Origin of the sequence: Rhodopseudomonas sp. B29 (genome assembly GCF_000333455.1) — a bacterium.
Classification (GTDB): domain Bacteria; phylum Pseudomonadota; class Alphaproteobacteria; order Rhizobiales; family Xanthobacteraceae; genus Rhodopseudomonas.
Window position 1 is genome coordinate 1 of record NZ_BADD01000609.1, and the last position, 22,149, is coordinate 22,149.

Consider the following 22,149-nt stretch of genomic DNA (forward strand, 5'->3'; position numbering starts at 1 on the left):
CATCGCGGGGCTTGAACCGGCCTCGAGCGGCGACATGAAACGCTATGGCCAGCCGCTGCGCGAGCCGTCCTACGAAGTCGGCATCGTGTTTCAAGACCACGTGCTGTTTCCCTGGGCGACCATCCTGGACAACGTCCTGCTGTCGGCCGACATCCTGCATCTCGACAAGGAGCAATCGCGCAAGCGCGCCTGGCAGTTGCTCGAGATGACGGGCCTGAAGGACTTCGCCCTTCACCGGCCGCAGATGCTGTCTGGCGGCATGAAGCAGCGCGCCGCATTCTGCCGCGCATTGCTGTCGGATCCGCGTTTCCTGCTGCTCGACGAGCCGTTCGGCGCGCTCGATGCGCTGACTCGCGAAGAGCTTTCGCTGGAGTTGTCCCGCCTGTGGGCCGAATTCGGGCGCACCGCGTTCATGATCACGCACGACATCGAAGAGGCGATCTTGCTCGGCGACCGCGTGCTCGTGATGTCGGCCCGCCCGGGCCACATCATCGCGGATATCAAGGTCGATCTGCCGCGGCCGCGGTCAGTCGCGACGGCCGCCTTGCCGCGGTTTCAGGCCATCAAGCAGCAGGTGCGGGAGCTGATCTTCGCGCGTCAAAAGGACGTCGCATGAATGCCGCTTCGGTCGCCGGCCGGTTGGTGACGCCGTTCGTCTATCTGGCCTGCATCGTCGCTTGGGAGTGGCTGTGCCGAGCACTGGCCATCCCGTCATGGCTGCTGCCGGCGCCGTCGCAGATCGTGACCGCCAGTATCGCGTGGGCACCGGAACTCGCGACGAACTCGCTGGTGACGCTGCGGGAGACGGTGTTCGGCTTCGTGCTGGCGCTGGTCTTGTCGGTGCCGCTCGCCGCGGTGATCGCCTTCAATCCCCTGGCACGCAAACTGGTCTATCCGCTACTGCTTGGCCTGCAGTCGATCCCCAAAGTTGCGCTGGCGCCGCTGGTTACACTTTGGTTCGGCTTTTCAGAATGGCCGAAGATCGTCATCGTCGTATTGGTGTGTTTCTTTCCGATCCTCGTCAACGTCGTTGCCGGTCTCGAAAGCGTGCCGAAATCGATGCTCGACCTGATGCGTTCGCTCGGCGCGCCTCAATACATGATCCTGCGACGGCTGCGGCTGCCGGCGGCCATGCCGGCGCTGTTCACCGGCTGCAAGGTCGCGATCACCTTTGCGGTCATCGGCGCCGTGATCGGTGAGTTCGTCTCGGCGCAGAGCGGCCTCGGCTATCTGATCATGATCTCGACCTCACAATCACAGACGCCGGTGGCTTTCGCAGCTATTCTCGCTCTGACGCTGCTGAGCGTCGCACTTTTCTATGTGCTCGAGTTTCTGGAGAGGCGTATCGTCACCTGGGCCATGTGAGACGGCGCCCCTGCGGTGAATGAAACGAGCGTAGTATGAGCGATTCCACGCACAAGAATCGAAGGAAGCGCGCTACGACGGATAGCGCCGCGCGTCTGCGCGTGGACGAAATCGTGCGGCAGTGGCAGGCCGAACGTCCGGACATCGACCCGGAGCCGGCGCGCATCTACGGACTGATCGGCCGGATCCATATCCAGTCGACGGCTTTCATCGACGAGGTTCTGGCGCCGTACGATCTGACACGTGGCACATTCGACGTGTTGACCGCATTGCGTAGAGCAGGGGCATCCTACAGCCTGACGCCGAAGGAATTGACCAAGCACCTGTTGCTGAGCGGCGCGGGCCTGAACAGCCGCATCAACAGGCTCGAGGCGCTGCACTACATCGCGCGGCTTCCTGAGCCGAGCGATCGGCGGACCATCAAGATCCAACTCACTGCGGCGGGTGAGGCCGTCATCAACAAGGCGATTCCCGACGTCTTCAACGCGCAATGGAAACGGTTGCATCCATTGGGCGCGGAGTCGCTGAAGTCTCTGGTCGAGGAACTGCTGCGGTTCGCCGACGTCATCGACGCGTCCATGATGGGCGACGAGACGCCCTAGGCACAGCAGCCGGAGATCTTCGACCAGACGCTTCCGGTACAGCTTCCGAGACGGATTTTTGACTAAAGCGGCGGCTGGCGCCCTGGGCAGAGTTTCGGGAAGGCCATCCGCAATGCTTCAAACCGCGAGCTGTTGCTAAAGGTCGATGGCCGCGATACCCGCCTGAAGATCCTCTGGTGTCATACAGGGCATCAGCGTGACCTCAGCGCCGATATGGAAGAAGATTTCGGCGATCGCGGGCATCTGGTGCGACGCCTGCATGTCCAGCACGAAGAAGGCCGTGCGACCGCCGCCATCAACTGTAAAGTAACTGGCCTCGGGGTCGTATTTCCGTGAGAAGGCACCGATGGCTTTCTGCATCGCGCCGGACCTCAGCGCCTCGCTGCCCCGAACCGGATCAAGGTGAACGCGCAACATCATTCGCATCGCTTTGTCGTCCCCAGTAGTTGCTTATCGATGATTAGCAGCCCGGCTCCGGACCTGGACGGAGAAGATTGCGCCTATCCGGGGGGGAGCGTTCGTAGGCGAGCGAATGGCCGAACTCAGCGCGTCCTATCGGCCGGACAAGCGGGCGAACAGCTCCTCGATCGGTGTCGGCTCTGGCGCAACTGGAAGTCGAGTGCTGTGCGTGCGGCGCGCCGCAACTAACGTCCGAGCCGCTCGGCGGGGAGGTCGGTAATCGGTCAGAACACGTTTACATTGCTCACCGAGTGAATCCGATCGGTTCAGGATAGGAGCTAACCGGGAGCCTCGTACCGACAATTGTTGTGTTGCACAGAATTGCTTACCATCGGCCCGGCATCGACAGCCTCTGAGCAGGTTTACGACCGTGGACGTGAAAGAGCCCCTCTATCTGACGACGGACGGCATCCTGAAGCATCCGAATTTTTGTGGCGCTCGCGACATCTACATCGACGCGGTTCTCGATCTCTACGAGAACAACCTCTCGTCCATGGAGCTGATGCTCGATGGTGGGCGCATCATGGTGTACGGCATCATCATGGCGCTGTGGGGCGGCTTCCGCGAGCACGACGTCTCGAGCTATCCGACGATCGGCAGGCTCAAACAGGCCGTCGGCTGGTTCGGCGTTGCCAGCCCGCGTCAGATCGATCTCGTCGTCGCACGCTTTGCGCAGGTCGGCCATCTCCAGATCAGCCCGGCATCGCACGATCTGCGCATGCGGCTCGTTCAGCCGAGGTCGGCATTGATCGAGCACGACCGCTGCTTCATCCGCGTGCACTACTCGGCGTTGGGCGAGCTGTTCGGCCGCGACACCTATGCGTTGCCGCTGGCTGGTGATCTGGCCTTCCTCAAAGCGATGCGCGGGGCCTGGATCGCGACACTGGAATCCATGGCGAAGCAGATCTTCATCGCCAATCGCCCGATCCTGCGATTCTACGCAGCGTCGGCGGGCATGCTGATGCTGATGAAGCTCGTTCGACTGCAGGGAAGATCCCCGGGCCGGTGGCTTGCGGTCGATTACACGGCGTTCGGCCGTCCGTTCGGCGTGTCGCGCACGCATGTTCGGACGCTCCTTAAAGCGGCCGCCGCTGATGGCGATATCGAGATCGACAGCAACGGCTGCCTGCGCCTGAGCTCGGACCTCATTGCAGCGCTCGATCGCAACATCGCCGGCCGCTTATCGCTGCTCGACCGGGCCCACAGCGCTGCCATGGCGAGCCTGTGAGGCGGGCGGACACGGGCGCCTGCCGGACACCTCCGCAATAGCCCCTGAACGCAGATTGTCAGTCTTGGCGCGCGGCCGTTGCAGGGCCGGGTGCCGTCGGGCGTCCTTTCGCCTTGCGCGGAGGTCCTATCAACGCAAGCAGGTCGGATTGACTTTATCGATAAAAACTGTTTTGTCGATGAAAACAGTTTTGTCGATAAATGGCACGGGAGCGGAACTTTGATTGCTTTGGCGGAATCAGCCGGCGACGAAGCGTCGGAAAGCAGCACGCTGGCCGAGCGAGCGGTCGAGCTGATCACTGCGGATATCCTCAACAACCGCTTCAGTGCCGGCGCCAAGCTCGGCGTCATGGAGCTGTGCGACCGCCACGGGATCGGCCCGACACCGATCCGGGAAGCCTTATCGCGGCTCAGCAACAGCGGCTTCGTCAGAGCGGTCGGACGCCGGGGGTTCCAGGTGGCGCCACTCAGCCGTGACGATCTCCAAGACATCGTCTGGCTGCGACAAAACATCGAGTCCGAGGCGCTGCTGCGCGCGATGCGCCATGGCGACAGCGAATGGGAGGCGTCCGTCGTTGCTTCGCTGCATCTGCTGCTGTCCGCCGGCGAGAGCAACGCGCGGCACCGGGGGGCTGTGCCGGATCTCGAGAGCATTCACAAACGCTTCCACCGCCAACTCCTGGCCGCATGCGGATCGGCCCGCCTGCTGCAGATGTCGGATGCGCTCTACAATCAGATGTATCGCTATCGTTGCGCGGCGATGATGACGCCGCGCTGGAGTAACGACTTCTGCGACGAGCACAAGAAGCTCGCGGATTTCGTGCTGAGCCGAGATGGCGACCGCGCAGCCGCCTTTCTCAAGCAGCACATCAAAGACGTGTTCGACATGCTCTATCCAGACTGACGTTCGTCAGTAGTCGATCCGCACACCCGACACCTTCCAAGCCGCCGATCCGGCCGCGAGACGATGACTGGACGAACGATGTTTTCTTTGGACGGCCGCGTGGCCGTGATCACCGGAGCGAGCCGGGGCATCGGCCGCGGCATCGCGAAGGCAATGGCCAGTGCCGGCGCGCAGGTCGTCGTCTCCAGCGACGATGCGGCCGGATGTGACGACACGGTCCAGGAGATCTGCCACGCGGGCGGCCAGGCCATCGCGGTGCCTGCGAATGTGCTCGTCGATGCCGACCTGGAGCGCCTTGTCGATGATGTTACCGAAGTTTGGGGACGCATCGATATCCTGGTTTGCAATGCTGGTATCACCGGCTTTTTCGGTCCCATGCATCAGGCGCCGCCCGACGAATTCGAGCAGGTGATCGGCGTCAATCTGCGTAGCGCGCTGCGGCTGTGCTCGCTGGTGACGCCGGGAATGGCAGCGCGCGGCGATGGCAGCGTCATCTTGATTTCCAGTATCGCTGGCCTTCGTGGCAACACCAACATTGGTAGCTACGCGCTGTCGAAGGCCGGCTTGGCACAGCTTGCCCGCAATCTGGCGGTGCAGTGGGGGCCGCGGAATGTCAGGGCCAATTGCGTTTCTCCCGGGCTGATCAAGACCGGCCTCGAAGCACCGATCGTTGCCAACCACGAGGTGTTCGAGCGGCGGATGCAGCAGACGCCGCTGCGGCGGATGGGTGAGATCGCCGAGATCGCCGGCGCCGCGGTGTTCCTGGCGTCTCCGGCGGCGAGCTTCATCACCGGCCAGAACATCGTGGTCGACGGGGGTACGACGATCACCGACTGACATCTCGCCTGTCCGCACATGCCGTGGATACGGCTCTCACATTCCTTGAAAGGACATCTGCGTATGAAGTTCGCCACCCTGGCTGGTCCCGGACGGGACGGCCGTCTCGCCATCGTGTCACGCGATCTGGCTACTGCCGTCTTCTCTGAGGTGCCGACCCTGCAGCTTGCGCTTGAGAACTGGGGCGAGCATGCGCCATCGTTCGAACGGCACTATCGCGAACTCAACGAGGGGCGCGCCAAGGATGCATTCGCCTTCGACGCCACGCAGGCGCTGGCGCCGCTGCCGCGCGCCTATCAATGGCTCGACGCATCAGCCTTCCTTGCCCATGGCGAACTGATGGCGAAAGCCTTCCAGATGACCAATGCGCAGGGCGCCAAGCCGCTCGTGTATCAGGGCGGCTCGGACAATCTCCTCAGCGGGCGGCAGGACGTGCCGTTCGTCAGCGAGGATGACGGGATCGATTTCGAGGGCGAGTTCGGCGTCATCCTCGGCGACGTTGCGATGGCGCCGAGCGCCGACGAGATCCACGACGCGATCCGCCTCATCGTGCTGATCAATGATTGGAGCCTGCGCACGATCGCACCGATCGAAATGAAGACCGGCTTCGGCTGGATCCAGGCCAAGCCCGCGTCCAGTTTCGCGCCGATCGCCGTGACTCCGGATGAACTGGGCGATGTCTGGTCGGATGGCCGCATCAAGTTGCCGCTGCGGGTCGAACTCAACGGCAAATCCTTCGGTCATCCGTTCGGCGGAGCGATGAACTTCAGCTTCTTCGATCTCATTCGGCACGTCACGGCGACCCGGTCTCTTATTGCGGGCACGATCCTGGGCTCGGGAACGGTGTCGGAAGGCGATCCCGATCGGGTCGGCTCGGCCTGCATCGCCGAGCGCCGCGGCTTCGAGATGATCCAATTCGGCGCCGCTCGCACAGAATTCCTCCGCTTCGGTGACCGGGTCCGGCTGGGAGGTTCTTGATGCCGAGGGGCGGACGATCTTCGGCGCCATCGACCAAACGGTCGGGCCGCTCAGGGCTCGCTAATCATGCATGTTGTCGTTACCGGAGCCGGCGGTTTCATCGGGACTGCGCTGGTTACGCGGCTGCTCGAACGCGGCCAACTGAACGGCGTGCCGTTCGACATGCTGACTCTGGTCGACACGACCTTGCCGGTCCTCCGCGCGCCCCAAGTTCGCCCGTTCGTGGGATCGCTCGGCGATGCCGAGGTGATCGGGCGGGTGTCGTCACTGGAGATCGACTACCTGTTTCATCTGGCCGCAGTGCCGGGCGGTGCTGCCGAGGCCGATCCTGCGCTGGGCTGGGCGATCAATTTCGACGCCACGCGCGGCCTGATCGAGCGGCTTGCGGCGCGCGGCCGATGTCCGCGCGTGGTTTATTGCAGTTCGATCGCCGTGTTCGGCGTGCCGTTGCCGCCGACGATCGATGACGACACGCTGCCGCTGCCGACGATGGCCTACGGCGCCCAGAAGTTGATGATGGAAACCTTCCTCACCGACTATGTGAGGCGCGGGGCGGTGGATGCTCGTTCGGTCCGGCTGCCGGGTATCGTGGCGCGGCCGCGTCAACCGAGCGGGCTGATCTCGGCGTTCATGAGCGACGTATTCCACGCGGCGCTTGCCGGCGAGGCCTTCGTGCTGCCGGTGTCGGAACAGGCGACCGCCTGGATGATGTCGGTGCAGCGCTGCGTCGACAACCTCATTCACGCCGCCGAAATCCCCGCGGCTCGCCTCACTGCGAGGCGCGCCTGGACCTTGCCGGCGCTGCGCCTGTCGATGAGCGAACTCATCGACGGGCTCGCGGCGGTGATCGGCGAACAGGTGCGGCAGCGCATCAGCTATGCGCCCGTGCCCGCAGTCGAGGCGCAATTCGGCAGCCAACCGCCACTTGCTACCGCAATCGCTGACACCCTCGGCTTCGAGCATGACGGCGACGTCGTCGCGCTGTGTCAGCGCGTTGTGACGGGGATGCGCGATCAGGCGGCATCACAACGATCTTGAGCGCGAAGCGCGCGGGCGCGAGCCGGCGGGGCTGGCGTCGATAACGAAACGACAGAAGCCTTTGTAAGGGAGGGTAACATGCAGAACGCGATGACATTGACGGAGACGGCGGCAGCCGAGGACAGCGGGATGTTCCGCAAGATCGCCTGGCGGGTGTTGCCGCTGCTCTTCATGAGCTACTGCGTTGCCTTCCTGGACCGCGTCAATGTCGGTTTCACCCAGTTGCAGATGGGTGAGGCGGTCGGCATCAATCCGGCGCAATTCGGCTTCGCTGCCGGCATCTTCTTTCTCAGCTACGCGGCGCTGGAGCTGCCGAGCAATCTTCTGTTCCAGCGCCTCGGCGCCCGCAAGACGTTCCTGCGCATCATGTTGCTGTGGGGCTTGACGGTGGTCGCGACTGCGTTCGTGACCAGCGCGACGCAATACTACGTCATGCGCGTACTGCTCGGCGTATTCGAAGCCGGGTTCTTTCCCGGCATGATTCTGTACCTGACCTATTGGTTTCCAAGCGCACAGCGCGGCCGGGTCACCGCTGTCATTTTTCTCGCCAACGCGGTGGCCGCCACAATCGTCGGCCCACTGACCGGCGCGATCATGACCGGCCTGGACGGCGCGCTCGGGCTGCGCGGTTGGCAGTGGGTGTTCATCGTCGAAGGGCTGCCGGCCTGCGTGCTCGGCGTCGTCTGCTATCTCTGCCTGGACGACGGACCCGGATCGGCCAAGTGGCTCGCCGCAACCGAGCGCTCGCAACTACTGGCGAGGCTGGAGCAAGATCAGACCAAGTCGGATCAGAAGGTGAAGCACTTCACGCTCGCGACCTTCAAGGATCCGGCAATCTATCTGTTGGCGCTGCTGTACTTCGTACCGACTTCGGCGAACTATCTGTTCAATTTCTGGCTTCCCACCCTGATCCGCGACAGCGGTGTGTCGCAGATCATGAGCATCGGCTTGCTGACTGCCATCCCGATGCTGTGCGGCATCGCCGGACTGCTGCTGGTGAATTTCAGCTCCGACGCCCTGAAAGAGCGGCGCTGGCACCTGGTGGCCTGCTTCGTGCTCGCCGCCGCCGGACTGCTGGCGGCGGTCTCGCTGCAAGGCTCGACCTACACGCTGATCGGCTCGCTGTGCGTTGCGAGCTTCGGCGTCACCGCGATCGGGCCGCTGTTCTGGACGCTGCCGCCGACCTATCTGAGCCGTGAGGCGGCCTCGTCGGGCATCGCCATCGTCAGCACGCTAGGCATCACCGCCGGCTTCATCAGCCCTTCGTTTCTCGGATACATCAAGGCACAAACCGGCGGTCTTACACTCGGCATCTACATCATATCGGGATTGCTGTTGCTGTGCGTGCCGCTGCTCATCTGGGTGCTCCCCGAGCGTGCCACACGGGTCGGCGACTAGCTGCCGGTTCGGCAGCGGAGCCGACTGTCGGCAGGAGGGACATTCTCCACGCCTGACAGGCAATGGCGCGCTCGGAAGGATTCGAACCTCCGACCCTCGGAATCGAAATCCGATGCTCTATCCAGCTGAGCTACAAGCGCGCGGGCCGGGCGGCGTGCCCCCCCCGGTGAAGTCGGGATAGCGCAATTTGTTCCGGGGGTCCAAGGGAGCGGGGGCCCCGCCTTTGGGATGCCTGGGGAATGGGTGGAGCCAACGGTTTGTTCGGCCCGCCGCCCGCGCGCGGCGAGGTGCCACGGGGCCGCCCCCGCCCCAGGATTCCGCCGGAATGGGCTGATTAACCTCCCGCAACCAAGCCGAGCCAATGTGGGACGTCCGGCGGATTTAGCCGGTGTGTCCCGTGTCCCGCTGCGATTGCCCCATGTCGAGCCCGTTTGTGCCGAGCCTGCCGAGACGTCTTGCGCCGAGACTGTTCGCGTTGCTGCTGCCGATGATCCTGATCGCCGCGCCGGCGCGGGCCGATCTGCACATCACCCGCGACCACGGCGGCTATGTCGAGGAATACAAGGCCAAGTATCAGCGGATCCGCGACCGCCACGAGCGGGTGATCATCGACGGCATCTGCAATTCGGCCTGCACGCTGGTGTTCGGCATCGTGCCGCTGAACAAGATCTGCGTGACGCCGCGGGCCAGCGTCGGCTTCCACCAGGCCTATTACGACAAGTCCTTCACCTTCGGCATCAAGGTGACCAGCCTCGAGGGCACCTCGGAGCTGATGTCGTATTATCCGCAGACCGTGAAAGACTGGCTCAGCCGCCACGGCGGGCTGACCACCGACATGAAGAAGATCAAGAACGGCGTCGATCTGTGGAAGATCGTCGATCCCTGCCCGGACGAGTTCTGAGCGCGCTGGCCGGCCGCAGGCCAGCGCCGGTCGAGCTGTCGGGCCTCATTTCAGCTCGATCGTTCCCGACATCATCGCCACGCAGTGTCCGCCGATCGAGGTCGAGATGAACTCGCTGCCGCGTTTGTCGGCGCTGGCGAACAGCAGGCTCGGGCGCCTCATCTCGAAGCCCTGCAGGATGGTCTTCGACAGCGTCAGATCAATCTCCGGGCGGAGCCTGGCTAGCAGGCCGATCAGCGCGACGTTGGCGCTACCGGTGGCGGGATCTTCGGGGATCTTGTTCAGCGGCGCGAACATTCGCGCGCGGATGTCGATCCTGTCTTCGCCGGTCTGCACGTAGAGCAAAATCTTCGACGTCGAGTAGCCGGCGATGTGGTCGCCGAAGACATCGGCGCGCGGGCCGGCGGCGGCGAGGGCGGTGCGGCTCTTCAGCTCGGCGATGATGAAGCCGGTGCCGCAGGACGCGATGCAGGGCCGGTGATTTGCGGTTTCAATGTCGCCGGTGCCGAGCGAACAGGCCGCCGCGACGATATCGGGCGTGATTTCTTCGGTCACGGACAAGAGTTGCGGCGACGTCAGCCTTGCGCCGGTGACAGCGCCGCCGTCCTTGATCAACTCGACCGGTACCAGCCCGGCCTTCTCTTCGAACACCACGCGATCGCCGGTGATGCTTTGGCCGTAACTCTGCCCAAGGCGCGCCAGCACGAAGGCGGTGCCGACATTCGGATGGCCGGCGAAGGGCAGCTCGCCGTTGGGCGTGAAGATCCGAACCTGTGCGGTGTGCGCGGGGTCTTGCGGCGGCAGCACGAAGGTGGTTTCCGACAGATTGAATTCGCCGGCGATCGCCTGCATCTGCGCGCCAGACAGGCCTTCGGCATTGAGTACGACGGCCAGCGGATTGCCGCTGAACTGCTCGGAGGTGAATACGTCGACGGTCTCGAACTGCAGGCGCATGGGATGCTCCGGAAACACCAACGCGTTGCGCGAAGGGCAGCGACGCGTTGGAGGACGACGATCCCTGCTGGCCGCGGCACGTGCGGCGTGGCATGGACGTTGCGCCATCGGGCGCTTGCCCGTCACCATAAGATCGGGCCGCGGGGGAAACAATGAACCGGAACGCTGAGCACCTGGCGGCGCGCGCTGCGCCTGCGGTCTTCGTCGTGCTGTGGAGCTCCGGTTTTGTCGGCACCAAATACGCCCTGTCGGGCGCCGAGCCGCTGACTTACCTCGCCATCCGCATGGTGGTGGCGATCGCCCTGATGGCGATCATTGCCGCCATCGCACGGCCACGCTGGCCCGGGTTTGCCGGCATCGGCCACAGCGCCGTGGCCGGCCTCCTGGTGCACGGTTTCTATCTCGGCGGCACGGCGATCGCGATCGCCCATTCCGTGCCGGCTGGGCTATCGGCGCTCATCCCCGGGCTGCAGCCGATCCTCACTTCGACGTTGGCCAATCGCTGGCTCGGCGAACGGGTGCGACCGCTGCAGTGGATCGGACTCGCGCTCGGTCTCGGCGGCACGCTGTTGATCCTGCACGGCCGCACCATTTCGGGCGACGCGGGCTTCGGCTGGCTCGCCTCGGGCGTGGCGCTGATCAGCATCACGCTCGGCACGCTGTACCAGAAGCGGTTCTGTGGCGGCATCGACTGGCGTGCCGGCAACGTCGTGCAGTTCATCGCCGCTCTTGCGCTGTTCGGTGCCGGCGCGCTGCTGTTCGAGACGCGGGAGGTGGACTGGACCGCGGAGTTCGTGCTGGCGGTGGTGTGGCTGGTGGTGGTGCTGTCGATCGGATCGATCGGGCTGTTGTACTGGCTGATCCGGCGCTCGGCCGCCACTTCGGTCGCCAGTCTGTTCTATCTGGTGCCGGCCGTGACGGCGCTGATGGCGTTCGTGCTGTTCGGCGAGACGCTCGACGCGCTTTCGATCGCCGGCATGGCGTTGTGCGCCGCGGCGGTGTTCCTGGTCAATCGTGCGCCGCGCTAGCTGTCCGCATCGGAGCGGCACGTGTCAGCAAAAAGCCTCCGGCTGACGGCCGGAGGCTTTTGTAACTCGGGCTTGGAAGTTAGGCGCCGCCTCGCAGAAGCGGGAGGCAGAGGCCTATCAACGGGACTTAGCGCTTCGACTTCTTGGCTTTCTTCGCCTTCTTCGGCGCGGCCTTTTTGGCCTTTTTCGCGGTCTTCTTGGCAGCCTTCTTCACCGCCTTCTTGGCGGCTTTCTTTGCGGCTTTCTTGCCAGCCTTCTTGGGGGCCGACTTCTTGGCGGCCTTCTTCGGCGCCTTCTTGGCGGACTTCTTGCTCGCCTTCTTGCCGGCGGTCACCTTCTTGGCGACCTTCTTGGCGGCCTTGCGAACCTTCTTCACCACGGTGGTGGCGGCCTGCGCGGCTTCGGCGAGCGTGTCGGTGACCTGCTCGATAATCGGCTTCTCGTCGTCCATGATGATCCCCAGGGTTTTGGATAGAAGGGTTGTGAACAGAACCGATTTTGAATCGGAGAATTCGATGATAACGCCGACGATAACCGATTCGCCAAATTAGTAACGTCGAGCCGAGCAGTTATTCAAGCTTTGCGTAACTCGGCGTAGGCCGCGAGCGCGCGCTGGCGCGCTGCCTTGTGGTCGACGATAGGAGCCGGGTAGTTGTCGCCGAGCGTCACGCCAGCGGCGGCGAGCTCGACCGGGGTGGCGTCCCACGGCTGATGGATCAGTGCCGGCGGAAGGCCGGCCAGTTCCGGCACATAGCGGCGGACGTAGTCGCCTTTGGGGTCGAACTTCTCGCCCTGCAGCACCGGATTGAACACGCGGAAGTACGGCGCCGCATCGGCGCCGCAGCCGGCAACCCACTGCCAGTTGGCCGGATTACTGCCGGGGTCGGCATCGACCAGCGTGTCCCAGAACCATTCCTCGCCGCGGCGCCAATCGATCAACAGGTGCTTCACCAGGAACGACGCGACAACCATGCGGACGCGGTTGTGCATCGTGCCGGTCTGCCACAGCTGGCGCATGCCGGCGTCGACGATCGGATAGCCGGTGCGTCCGTGCTGCCAGGCGTGCAGCGCGGCATCGTCGGTGATGAACGGGAAGTCGTCGAATTCGCTGCGCAGCGCGTGGGTCGCGAGGTCCGGAAGATCGAACAGCAGATGCCGGCAGAATTCGCGCCAGCCGAGTTCACTTAGGAACTTGTCGACGTCGCGCGCCAGTTCAGGCCGCTTATCGGCGGTGAAGCGCGCCGCGTGCCAGACCTGCCGCGGGCTGATCTCGCCGAACCGCAGATGCGGCGACAGCGACGACGTGCCGTCGCGGTCGGGGCGGTCGCGGTCTTCGGAGTAGCCGCCGGGGCGCTGCAAGAACTCGGCAAGCTTGCGCTGTGCAGTGGCTTCGCCGGGCTGCCAGGTTGCGCGCAGCCCGCCGGCCCAATCCGGCTTGGCCGGTTCGAGCTCCCAATCCTCCAGCTGGTCCCCCGCGACCTGCGGTCCGGCGCGCAGCGCCTTTGGGGCGGGCAGCGGCTTGGGTGGATCGCCGAGTGCTAGCACGCGGCGCCAGAACGGCGTGAACACTCGCAGGCCGCGCCCATCTTTGTTGCGGATAGCGGTTGGCGGCACCAGCAGGTCGCCATCGTGCTGCTGACTAGCGATGCCGGCGACCGCCAGACGCTCTGCAAGATCATCCGCGATGGCGCGATGTGGCGGGATGGCAATGTCGTTCCAGTGCACCGCGGCAGCATCGATCTGCTTGGCCAGCTCGGCCACGATTGTCGCCGAGCGGCCACGCCGCAGGACCAGCGATACGCCGTGCTTCTCGAGGCTTGCCGCGAGCGATCGCAGCGATTGCGCCAGCCACCATCGTGATGCGCCGCCCGGCGCACGAAGCCAGGGGCTCACCTCGTCGAGCACATAGACGCAGACCAGCGGCGCGCCTTCGGCGGCGGCGGCATGCAAGGCCGGGTGATCGGTCAGCCGCAAATCGTCGCGAAACCAGACCAGGACGGGGCGGGGCGTGTCGGTCGTCATGCGGGATGTTCGGTCTCGCGGGCGGGCGGCTGCGTTTCGCGCAACCTTCAGGCACATGATACGTATTCAAGGCAGGCAAGGTTCATTTTTCACGGAGGACGAATTGAAGCGCTACGGCATTCTCTACCTGACGACGTTCATCATCCTGATCCCGCTCGATTTCCTGTTCCTGGGCACGATCGCCAAAAGCTTCTTCCAGTCGCAGGTCGGCGACATGCTCGGCGAGGTCCGGCTGGCGCCAGCGATCATGTTCTATTTGCTCTACATCGTCGGCATTCTGATCTTTACCAACGGCTCGTCCACCGCGACCTGGCAGTCGGCACTGCTCTACGGCGCGCTGTTCGGCGTGTTCTGCTACGCCACCTTCGAGCTGACCTCGATGGCGCTGCTCAAGCACTGGGAGTGGCCGGTGGTGGCGCTGGACATCACCTGGGGCGCGTTCGTGACCGCGGTGTCGTCCGCAATCGGCCTGGTGCTGGCCGACTGGCTGTCGCCGCGCTGACGGCGAGAGCTGGCAAAGGGTAGCGCGCCACCGCGCTGAACGACGTCTGAACACCCGGTGCGGCTGATAGCCCACCGGGTTTTTTCGCTTGCCCCCAATAAGCCTCGGATCGGCCTAAACGCCGCCGGGCAAGGCTGCGATCCCAGCGTCCGTGACTGCGGTCACTGCGGCAAATCCGCAACCCCTTTAGGAAAGATCAAGGCTGATGCGGACGTCGCTGTTCACAAGGCCCAAGGCTTAACCAAGCGTTTACGTCCGCATGGAAATGCTGAGTACCATCAAGAAAACACGAGTAATATCATGACTGCGCAAGCATTCGCCGACCCTGTCGGCATCGAAGCTGCGGCCATCGAAGACCGCTATGGCGCCGCGAGGGCGCTGGGTGTCGTCCGTGACGGCATCATCACCGGTGAAGGCCCGACCACGAGCGGCCGCGTCCACTTCTCACGCACCCTCGACGAGGCAGACGCGTCCTGGTGCACCCGCATCCTGGCGGCGCCGGCGCTCGACAATCAGCCGGTGAGCCGCGCCGAAGCCGAGGCGCTGTTCGAGATCAACGAAGCCGCTGCAGAGCGCAGCGACGGTGGACGGTTCGACGACCTGTTCGCCAAGGCGGTGGCGCATCACGCTGCGGCCGCGTCCGGCCTGCCGGTGCCGCCACGCAGCGTCGCGCTGTCGCCCGACGTCGCCATCGAGAGCTGGGCGCCGACCCAGGCGGTGGGCGTCGAGACCGAAGTGCTTGAGTGGGTGGCGCGGCAGATGCGCAGCACCCGCCGCAACAACCACAGCCTGATGCGGCTGGTCGCGACCCTCATCGGTGTGGCCACGTTACCGCTGCTGCACCAGATGCCGCACATCTTCGACCTCGGCACCTAAGAACCTGCGCGCAGGGCGTCATCCTGAGGTGCCCGCCGGACCGTGCAACGCACGGACCGACGGGCCTCGAAGGATGGGCCGCAAGTGCCCTGGGCAGTCATGCTTCGAGGCTCGCTGCGCTCGCACCTCAGCATGACGCTCTTGGGACGTGGTTAGTTCTATACCGGCGGGGTTAGTTCCCCGCCGGTTTTGTTTGCGACGATCGAAGCGCCGACAGGATCAGGCAAGAAATAAGCAGGACCGTTTCTAGCTGCCGCGACAGGTGCGGCGATAGCTTGCCAAGCGTCGACGCGCAGCGCGTCGGCAGCTTCACAACGGAATTGCCTATGAAAACCTGGTTTATCACCGGCGCCAATCGCGGCCTCGGTCTGGACATCGCCCGCGCTGCGCTCGCGGCCGGCGGCAACGTCGTCGCGACCGCGCGCAACCCACTGCATGAAGACGACGTATCAGGCGGCCACGCCGGCAGACTGGAAACGCTACGTCTGGATGTCACCGATCCTGCGGCGATCGATCAGGCAGTTGCCCGCCCCGACGGCGAGGTTCGGGCGGATCGACGTCCTCGTCAATAATGCCGGCTACGGGCAACTCGGTGCGTTGGAGGAGATCTCCCGCGACTCCGTCGGGTCTCAATTCGCCACCAACGTCTTCGGCGTTTTCGACGTCACCCGCGCCGTCCTGCCGGTGATGCGAGCGCAACGCTCGGGCCACGTCATCACGATCTCGTCGATCGCGGGCATGCGCGGATTCGAAGGCTCGTCGATCTATTGCGCCACCAAACACGCCGTGTCCGGCTGGTCCGAAGCGCTGAAAGCAGAACTGGCTCCGTTCGGCGTCAAGGTGACGTGCGTCTACCCGGGACGTTTTCGCACCGACTTTCTCGACCGCAGTTCGGTTCGTTATGGTGATTTCACGCTCGACGACTACGCGGCGGCATCTGCCCGGCGGCGTCAGGCGCTTGATGCCGACAACCATCGGCAGATCGGCGATCCAGCCAAGTTCGCGAACGCGATTCTGGCGCTTGCAGACGCCGGCGACCCGCCGATGTGGCTGCCCGCAGGGTCCGATGCCCACGAGGTCTTCGCCGCCAAGTCCGCGGCTTTGGCCGACACGATCGAAAGCTGGCGGAGCCTGATTGTGTCGACCGATTTCCAAGCCGTATCCTAGATACTCGACTGGCGCAGGATCTCGACGGGTCGCTCATGACGACAACCGATAGGGCAATGCAGGAGATGGAGCTCGCTCGTCGGCGCATGAGCGAAATCGTCGAGCGGCTGCTCCCGGACGAGGGCTCGTTGGTCACGGCCGTCCCGGGGCTGTCCCTGCATCACCGCAGGTCAGCGATGGCGCCGGATTCGTCGCTTTACGACCCGTCCTTCGCTTTCATCATCCGCGGCAGCAAACGGGTCATCCTGGGCGACGAAATCTACGTCTACGATCAGGATCGCTTCCTGCTTACGGCGGTCGGCTTGCCGACCATCGTTCAGGTTCTCGATGCGAGCATCGAGAACCCTTACGTGTCGTTCAAGCTCGATCTCGATCTCGACCTGGCAAGGGAGCTGATCGCCGAGGTCGATCAGTCGGGCAGCTCACATGATGTCCAGGCCGCCGGCATCGCCGTCGGGCCGGTAACGCCGCAACTGACCAACGTCGCATTGCGCCTGCTCGAGCTGCTGGATCAGCCCGCCGACATCCCGATTTTGGCGCGGACGATCCAGCGGGAGATTCTCTATCGGATCGGCGCCGGTCCGGTCGGCAGCCGGCTGCGGCAGGCGGTGCAACTCGGCACCCACACCAATCGCGTCTCGGCGGCGATCCGATGGCTGCGCGATCACTTCGACCAGCCGATCCGCATCGCCGCTCTGGCCGACATCGCGGGGATGGGCGAGTCGACGCTGCACCATCATTTCCGCGCGCTGACGGCAATGAGCCCACTGCAGTATCAGAAGCACCTGCGCCTTCACGAGGCGCGCCGGTTGATGCTAGCGGATCGGATCGACGCAGGCAGCGCCGCGCTTCGCGTCGGCTATGAGAGCGTGACCCAGTTCAATCGAGAGTATCGCAGGCTGTTCGGCGCGCCCCCGAAATCCGACGTCAGAACCATCCTTGCCGGAGCGTCTTGAAAATGGTGGGCGTGGTTCGGGGGCGGTGGCCGGGAGTCCGGTCGCGGCGGGGTTAGTTCCCCGCCGGTTTTGTCTTGTCATCGTCGAGGCCGAGCGTACGGCCGGGGAAGCCGGCGGTGTCGAAATAGCGCTGGGTGCCGACGCGCTGCAGGTTCAGCACGGTGCTCAGACCCTCGGCTTCTTCCGATTTGACCGTTTCCTTCGTGGCTTCCGGCACCGCGCCGTTTGGCAGAGCCTCGGTCATCAGGCGGCCGACCAGATCTCCCTTCGGCTTGGCGTCGAGGCCGAGCAGATGCGCGGCGGTGATGCCGACGTCGGCGTTGCTGACCGGCAGCGGGTCGGCGTAGCCGGCCTTGAACGACGGGCCGAAGGCCGCCATGAAGTTCATGGTGTCGCCGCGGCTGAACGAGCCGTGCATGCCCTGGCCCTGGCGCAGGATGGTGTCGGCGATCTGCACCGAGCAGGTGGTGGGGATCGCGCAGCCGGAGGCGTAGGAGCGGAAGTTGACGACGATCGACGGACGCGGCGTCACTGCGGCGCCCTTCAGGTTGATCGCCGACAGAGGCAGCGTACCGGCATAGCTGCCGAAATCGTCATCGACGAACAGGCCCGACACGTAGTCCTGTTCGAGCAGCGCCTTGATGGTGCGATCGGCGAGCGCCTTGTCCTTGTTCGGCAAATAGATCAGGTCCGAGCCGCCATTGGTGGCGACTACCACGTCGGGCTTGGTCGGGTCGTTGCCGAGCACGCCGTTGCCGGCCTTGGGATGGGCGCCGGTCGGCACAGCCTTGTTGCCGTTATTGGGGTCGAACAGCGGCAGGTCGAGCGCCTTGGCGAGATCGAGTGCGACGAAGCCCATCGGCAGGAAGCCTTCGGGCGTGTCGTCATAAGTCGTCTTGGCCGACGGGCTGGTCTTGGACTGCTTGGAGATCGTCGAGAAGCCGTGGTCCGCCGACACGATGATGTCGGTGGTGGCGGAGAGGCCGAGTTCATCCAGCGCCTTGCGCAACTGGGCGAGGTTGTTGTCGGCGTTGCGGATTCCGGCCATCGAGGTCGGGCCGTTGATGCCGGGGGTGATGGTGTTGAGGCTGTCGCCTTCGTTGTGCTGGCTGCCGTCCGGATCGCGCGACCAGTACACCATCACGAACTGCTTGCCGCGCGCCTTGAACATCGGCAACACCACCTTGGTGGCGACGTCGGCGAAATAGGCCTGCTGCGGGACGTTGGCGGCGAGGGTGCCGGGCGTCTTGAAGTCGCCGATCTTGCCGTTTTCGCCGCGCGGCGGCGTCTCGAGCGGCAGGCCGGCTTTCTGCAGCGCGGTCTTGATCTCGTCGGACAGCGGCACGCCTTTCGGCGTCCCGGTCGAATCGTCGAACACGATCGAATGCGGGTCCGGCTTGTCGGCGCGGTCGGTGTGGTCGAACAGATAGGTCGGCCCGACCTTGCCGATCGCTGCGGTGGACAGACCCTTTTCCCGGGCCAGCTTCAGCAGGGTTTCCTCGTTGAGGTAATTGCCGCCGAAATTGTCGTCGATGTCGACCAGCACCTGGTCGTTCTCGATGAACGGCACCACGGTATTGCCGGCGGGCTTCGACGGATAGGCCGTGTAGATGGTGTTGCTGAAGGTGCCGGTGTCGCCGAGATAATGCCCGGTCGCCATCGCCGAGGCGTTGGCCATGGTGAAGGTCGGGAACATCGAGTGCGGATTGGTGAAATTGACCCCCTGATCGCGCAGCGCCGCCATGGCGGGCGCCGTTTCCGGCGTCACGATCTGGGCGCGCAAACCGTCGGGGACGAACAGAATCAGGTTGCGGGGCTGGCTGTTCTGGGCGAAAGCGGGGGATAAGGACGCAAAAACAAGACCCGCAGACAGGATTGCGAGGGAACGGCGCATGGAAAAAACCTTTGCTGAGGCGGAGTAGGCAGATGGGACCCCTCCGCAATATCTAGTTTTCCCCGGCGACAGAATTGTTACAAGCACGTCGCGACATCGATGCCGTCCCGGCCGGGAAGGCTGAACCATCCCCGAGGCTCCATCCCAGGCTCCTCCAAGACCGCAGCTGACGCATGTTCAAACGCATTCTGATCGCCAACCGCGGCGAGATCGCCTGCCGGGTCATCAAGACCGCCCGCCGTATGGGTATCGAGACGGTCGCCGTCTATTCCGAGGCGGACCGCGATGCGCTCCACGTCGAGATGGCCGACGAGGCGGTGTTGATCGGGCCGGCGCCGGCCGCCGAGAGCTATCTGGTGATCGAGAAGATCGTCGAGGCCTGCAAGAAGACGGGCGCGGAGGCAGTGCATCCCGGCTACGGCTTCCTGTCCGAGCGTGAGGCGTTCGCGAAGGCGCTGGCCGAGGCGGGCATCGTCTTCATCGGCCCAAACCCCGGCGCCATCGCGGCGATGGGCGACAAGATCGAATCCAAGAAGGCGGCCGCCCAGGCCAAGGTCTCGACCGTCCCGGGCTTCCTCGGCGTCATCGAGGACGACAAGCACGCGGTCAAGATCGCCGACGAGATCGGCTATCCGGTGATGATCAAGGCCTCGGCCGGCGGCGGCGGCAAGGGCATGCGCATCGCGCATTCGACCAGCGAGGTCGCCGAGGGCTTCAATCTGGCCAAGGCCGAAGCGAAAGCTTCGTTCGGCGACGACCGCGTCTTCATCGAGAAGTTCATCGTCGATCCGCGCCACATCGAAATCCAGGTGCTCGGCGACAAGCACGGCAACGTCATCTATCTCGGCGAGCGTGAGTGCTCGATCCAGCGCCGCAACCAGAAGGTCATCGAGGAAGCCCCGAGCCCGCTGCTCGACGAGGCGACCCGCAAGAAGATGGGCGAGCAGGCGGTCGCACTCGCCAAGGCGGTGAACTACGACAGTGCCGGCACCGTCGAGTTCGTCGCCGGCCAGGACAAGAGCTTCTACTTCTTGGAAATGAACACCCGCCTGCAGGTCGAGCATCCGGTCACCGAGATGGTCACCGGCATCGACCTCGTCGAGCAGATGATCCGCGTCGCCGCCGGCGAGAAGCTCAAGCTGGCGCAGAAGGATGTGACGCTGAAGGGCTGGGCGGTGGAGTCGCGCGTCTACGCCGAAGACCCGTTCCGCAACTTCCTGCCGTCGATCGGGCGCCTGGTGAAGTATCGGCCGCCGGCGGAGAGCACCGCCAGCGGCGTCACCGTGCGCAACGACACAGGCGTGCAGGAAGGCGGCGAGATCTCGATCTATTACGATCCGATGATCGCCAAGCTGGTGACCCACGGCCCATCGCGCGCCGCGGCGATCGAGGCTCAGGCCCACGCGCTCGATGCGTTCTACGTCGATGGCATCCGCCACAACATTCCGTTCCTCTCCGCGCTGATGACGCATCCGCGCTGGCGCGAGGGTAACCTGTCGACCGGCTTCATCGCCGAGGAATTCCCGCAGGGCTTCGCCGCGCGTCTGCCGGAAGGCGAGGTCGCGCGCCGCATCGCCGCGGTCGGCGCGGCGATCGACCGCGTCATCGGCGAGCGCAAGCGCAAGATCTCCGGCCAGATGATCGGCCGCGCCGTGATCCGCGAGCGCCGCCGCTGCGTCTGGCTCGAGCGCAGCGAAATCCCGCTCGACGTCATCCGCGAGGGGGACGCTTTCGTGGTGCGCTTCGCTAATCCGGACGGCTCGCTCGGCCAGCCGCATCAGCTGCTGTCGTCGTGGGTGCCGGGCGATCCGGTGTGGGAAGGCACGATCGACGGCCATCCGGTGGCGGTGCAGGTCCGCGCCATTCCCAACGGCTTCAGGCTCGCGCATCAGGGCTTTGAAGTCGGCGTCAATGTCTTCACCGAGCGCGAGGCCTCCGCGGCGCGCTGGATGAAAGAAGGCGACAAGGCCGACACCGGCAAGAAGGTGCTGTGCCCGATGCCGGGTCTCGTTGTCTCGATCGCCGTGACCGAAGGCCAGGAGGTCAAGGCCGGCGAGACGCTCGCGGTGGTTGAAGCGATGAAGATGCAGAACGTGCTACGCGCCGAGCGCGACGGCACCGTCAAGAAGATCCACGCCTCGCCGGGCGCCACGCTGGCGGTCGACGCCGTCATTCTGGAATTTGCGTAAAGCGCCATGGCCTGGCGCAACCGCCGAGCCGCGTTGCGGGCGATCCTTCAAGGATCGGCCTGCCTTCGGCCGGCGTCGGTGTATGACGCGATCTCCATCCGCATCGCCGACGATCTCGGTTTCGAACTCGGCATGTTCGGCGGGTCGGTCGCTTCGCTGGCGATCCTCGGTGATCCCGACATTGCGCTTATCACGCTCACCGAACTCGCCGAGCAGATGCGGCGGATGAGCCGTGCCGCGGCGCTGCCGGTGCTGGTCGATGCCGACCATGGCTACGGCAACGCGCTGAACGTGCGCCGCACCGTGCAGGAGCTCGAAGCCGCCGGCGCCGCCGGGCTCACCATCGAAGACACGCTGCTGCCGCAGGCCTATGGCGCGGCCGAGCCGCAACTGATCTCGCGCGAGGAAGGGCTCGGCAAGATCAAGGCGGCGCTCGACGCGCGGCTCGATCCGTCGCTGGTGATCGTCGGCCGCACCGGTGCTTGCGGGATCAGTTCGCTCGGCGATGCGATCGCGCGCGCGGTGGCTTACGAAGCCGCCGGTGTCGATGCGCTGTTCTTCACCGGCGTGAAGATGCGCGATCAGCTCGATGCGATCAGCGCGGCGACCAAGTTGCCGATCATCATCGGCAGTCCGACGGCCGAACTCACTGACTTCGATTACTTGGCGCAGCGCCGGGTTCGCATCGCGATCCAGGGCCACGCGTCGATCTCGGCCGCGACCGAAGCGGTCCACAAGACCCTGGCGGCGATCAAGGCCGGCGCGGCGCCGAAGCAACTGAAGGGTCTGGCTTCGGCCGAGCTGATGAATCAGGTCACCCGCGCCGATCTCGTCGAGGAGCGGGAGACGCAC

The 22,149-nt window shown here is 64.7% G+C and carries 23 protein-coding genes and 1 tRNA gene; 18 read left to right on the forward strand and 6 right to left on the reverse strand.

Translation table 11 applies throughout. The features are described from left to right. The 3 genes from I5M_RS21930 to I5M_RS21940 all read left to right on the forward strand — a co-directional run. The coding region (locus I5M_RS21930; protein ID WP_040771845.1) for an ABC transporter ATP-binding protein at positions 1-616 on the forward strand (616 nt) is incomplete at its 5' end. Continuing rightward, entirely contained in the window at positions 613-1,365 is a 753-nt protein-coding gene (locus I5M_RS21935) for an ABC transporter permease (RefSeq protein WP_022723367.1), read from the forward strand. The genes I5M_RS21930 and I5M_RS21935, both read left to right, overlap by 4 nt. A 35-nt stretch (positions 1,366-1,400) precedes the next feature. Beyond that, positions 1,401-1,967 (forward strand): MarR family winged helix-turn-helix transcriptional regulator, encoded by a 567-nt coding sequence (locus I5M_RS21940; protein WP_083909649.1) that lies wholly within the window; start codon positions 1,401-1,403, stop codon positions 1,965-1,967. A gap of 135 nt (positions 1,968-2,102) precedes the next feature. Here the strand turns inward: I5M_RS21940 and I5M_RS21945 are convergent, their stop codons facing one another. Then, entirely contained in the window at positions 2,103-2,384 is a 282-nt protein-coding gene (locus I5M_RS21945; protein ID WP_148287936.1) for a hypothetical protein, read from the reverse strand. 418 nt (positions 2,385-2,802) lie between these two features. On the opposite strand from I5M_RS21945, the gene I5M_RS21950 reads away from it, so the two are divergent. The 6 genes from I5M_RS21950 (at position 2,803) to I5M_RS21975 (ending at position 8,808) form a co-directional block, all read left to right on the forward strand. Further along, positions 2,803-3,654, forward strand: a complete 852-nt coding sequence (locus tag I5M_RS21950) for a hypothetical protein (protein ID WP_148287937.1) — start codon at positions 2,803-2,805, stop codon at positions 3,652-3,654. Positions 3,655-3,732: 78 nt separating this feature from the next. Then, entirely contained in the window at positions 3,733-4,557 is an 825-nt protein-coding gene (locus tag I5M_RS21955) for a GntR family transcriptional regulator (protein ID WP_083909650.1), read from the forward strand. Positions 4,558-4,656: 99 nt separating this feature from the next. Continuing rightward, on the forward strand, positions 4,657-5,394 hold the full coding sequence (locus tag I5M_RS21960; RefSeq protein WP_244432068.1) for an SDR family NAD(P)-dependent oxidoreductase: 738 nt from the start codon (positions 4,657-4,659) through the stop codon (positions 5,392-5,394). 63 nt (positions 5,395-5,457) lie between these two features. Further along, positions 5,458-6,372 carry a fumarylacetoacetate hydrolase family protein gene (locus I5M_RS30355; RefSeq protein ID WP_022723371.1) on the forward strand — a complete coding sequence of 305 codons (915 nt, stop codon included), beginning with the start codon at positions 5,458-5,460 and terminating at the stop codon, positions 6,370-6,372. A gap of 66 nt (positions 6,373-6,438) precedes the next feature. Beyond that, complete coding sequence (locus I5M_RS21970; RefSeq protein WP_022723372.1) at positions 6,439-7,410, forward strand: NAD-dependent epimerase/dehydratase family protein; 972 nt, start codon at positions 6,439-6,441, stop codon at positions 7,408-7,410. 78 nt (positions 7,411-7,488) lie between these two features. Continuing rightward, positions 7,489-8,808, forward strand: a complete 1,320-nt coding sequence (locus I5M_RS21975) for an MFS transporter (protein WP_022723373.1) — start codon at positions 7,489-7,491, stop codon at positions 8,806-8,808. 63 nt (positions 8,809-8,871) lie between these two features. Here I5M_RS21975 and I5M_RS21980 read toward each other — a convergent pair. Beyond that, a tRNA-Arg gene (locus I5M_RS21980) sits at positions 8,872-8,948 on the reverse strand. A 278-nt stretch (positions 8,949-9,226) separates the two neighbouring features. Between I5M_RS21980 and I5M_RS21985 the strand changes: the two genes are divergently transcribed. After that, positions 9,227-9,709, forward strand: a complete 483-nt coding sequence (locus tag I5M_RS21985) for a hypothetical protein (RefSeq protein ID WP_022723374.1) — start codon at positions 9,227-9,229, stop codon at positions 9,707-9,709. A gap of 45 nt (positions 9,710-9,754) precedes the next feature. On the opposite strand, the gene I5M_RS21990 is transcribed toward I5M_RS21985, so the two are convergent. Beyond that, positions 9,755-10,663, reverse strand: a complete 909-nt coding sequence (locus tag I5M_RS21990) for a PhzF family phenazine biosynthesis protein (RefSeq protein ID WP_022723375.1) — start codon at positions 10,661-10,663, stop codon at positions 9,755-9,757. A gap of 152 nt (positions 10,664-10,815) precedes the next feature. Between I5M_RS21990 and I5M_RS21995 the strand changes: the two genes are divergently transcribed. Next, on the forward strand, positions 10,816-11,691 hold the full coding sequence (locus I5M_RS21995; RefSeq protein ID WP_022723376.1) for a DMT family transporter: 876 nt from the start codon (positions 10,816-10,818) through the stop codon (positions 11,689-11,691). A 127-nt stretch (positions 11,692-11,818) separates the two neighbouring features. Here I5M_RS21995 and I5M_RS32880 read toward each other — a convergent pair whose 3' ends face one another. Together I5M_RS32880 and I5M_RS22005 are read right to left on the reverse strand one after the other, a co-directional pair. Beyond that, complete coding sequence (locus I5M_RS32880; RefSeq protein WP_022723377.1) at positions 11,819-12,142, reverse strand: hypothetical protein; 324 nt, start codon at positions 12,140-12,142, stop codon at positions 11,819-11,821. Positions 12,143-12,264: 122 nt separating this feature from the next. Then, positions 12,265-13,713: a deoxyribodipyrimidine photo-lyase gene (locus tag I5M_RS22005; RefSeq protein ID WP_022723378.1), complete on the reverse strand. Its 1,449-nt coding sequence runs from the start codon at positions 13,711-13,713 to the stop codon at positions 12,265-12,267. 103 nt (positions 13,714-13,816) lie between these two features. On the opposite strand from I5M_RS22005, the gene I5M_RS22010 reads away from it, so the two are divergent. The 5 genes from I5M_RS22010 (at position 13,817) to I5M_RS22025 (ending at position 17,214) form a co-directional block, all read left to right on the forward strand. Then, positions 13,817-14,215 (forward strand): DUF2177 family protein, encoded by a 399-nt coding sequence (locus tag I5M_RS22010; protein ID WP_022723379.1) that lies wholly within the window; start codon positions 13,817-13,819, stop codon positions 14,213-14,215. Positions 14,216-14,515: 300 nt separating this feature from the next. Next, the gene (locus I5M_RS22015; protein ID WP_022723380.1) at positions 14,516-15,091 is read left to right on the forward strand and encodes a hypothetical protein; all 576 of its coding nucleotides are present in this window, start codon (positions 14,516-14,518) and stop codon (positions 15,089-15,091) included. A 275-nt stretch (positions 15,092-15,366) separates the two neighbouring features. Continuing rightward, positions 15,367-15,663, forward strand: coding sequence for an SDR family NAD(P)-dependent oxidoreductase (locus I5M_RS34270; protein WP_307706952.1), 297 nt, complete (start codon positions 15,367-15,369; stop codon positions 15,661-15,663). Beyond that, positions 15,614-16,258, forward strand: a complete 645-nt coding sequence (locus tag I5M_RS30360; protein ID WP_307706954.1) for an SDR family NAD(P)-dependent oxidoreductase — start codon at positions 15,614-15,616, stop codon at positions 16,256-16,258. The genes I5M_RS34270 and I5M_RS30360 overlap by 50 nt, the downstream gene beginning before the upstream one ends. Before the next feature lie 86 nt (positions 16,259-16,344). Further along, positions 16,345-17,214, forward strand: coding sequence for an AraC family transcriptional regulator (locus tag I5M_RS22025; RefSeq protein ID WP_244432069.1), 870 nt, complete (start codon positions 16,345-16,347; stop codon positions 17,212-17,214). Positions 17,215-17,266: 52 nt separating this feature from the next. On the opposite strand, the gene I5M_RS22030 is transcribed toward I5M_RS22025, so the two are convergent. After that, positions 17,267-19,108, reverse strand: coding sequence for an alkaline phosphatase family protein (locus tag I5M_RS22030; RefSeq protein ID WP_022723382.1), 1,842 nt, complete (start codon positions 19,106-19,108; stop codon positions 17,267-17,269). 173 nt (positions 19,109-19,281) lie between these two features. Between I5M_RS22030 and I5M_RS22035 the strand changes: the two genes are divergently transcribed. Then, the gene (locus tag I5M_RS22035; RefSeq protein WP_022723383.1) at positions 19,282-21,297 is read left to right on the forward strand and encodes an acetyl/propionyl/methylcrotonyl-CoA carboxylase subunit alpha; all 2,016 of its coding nucleotides are present in this window, start codon (positions 19,282-19,284) and stop codon (positions 21,295-21,297) included. Between the two features lie 6 nt (positions 21,298-21,303). Continuing rightward, on the forward strand, positions 21,304-22,149 hold an 846-nt coding region (locus tag I5M_RS22040), incomplete at its 3' end, for an oxaloacetate decarboxylase (protein WP_022723384.1).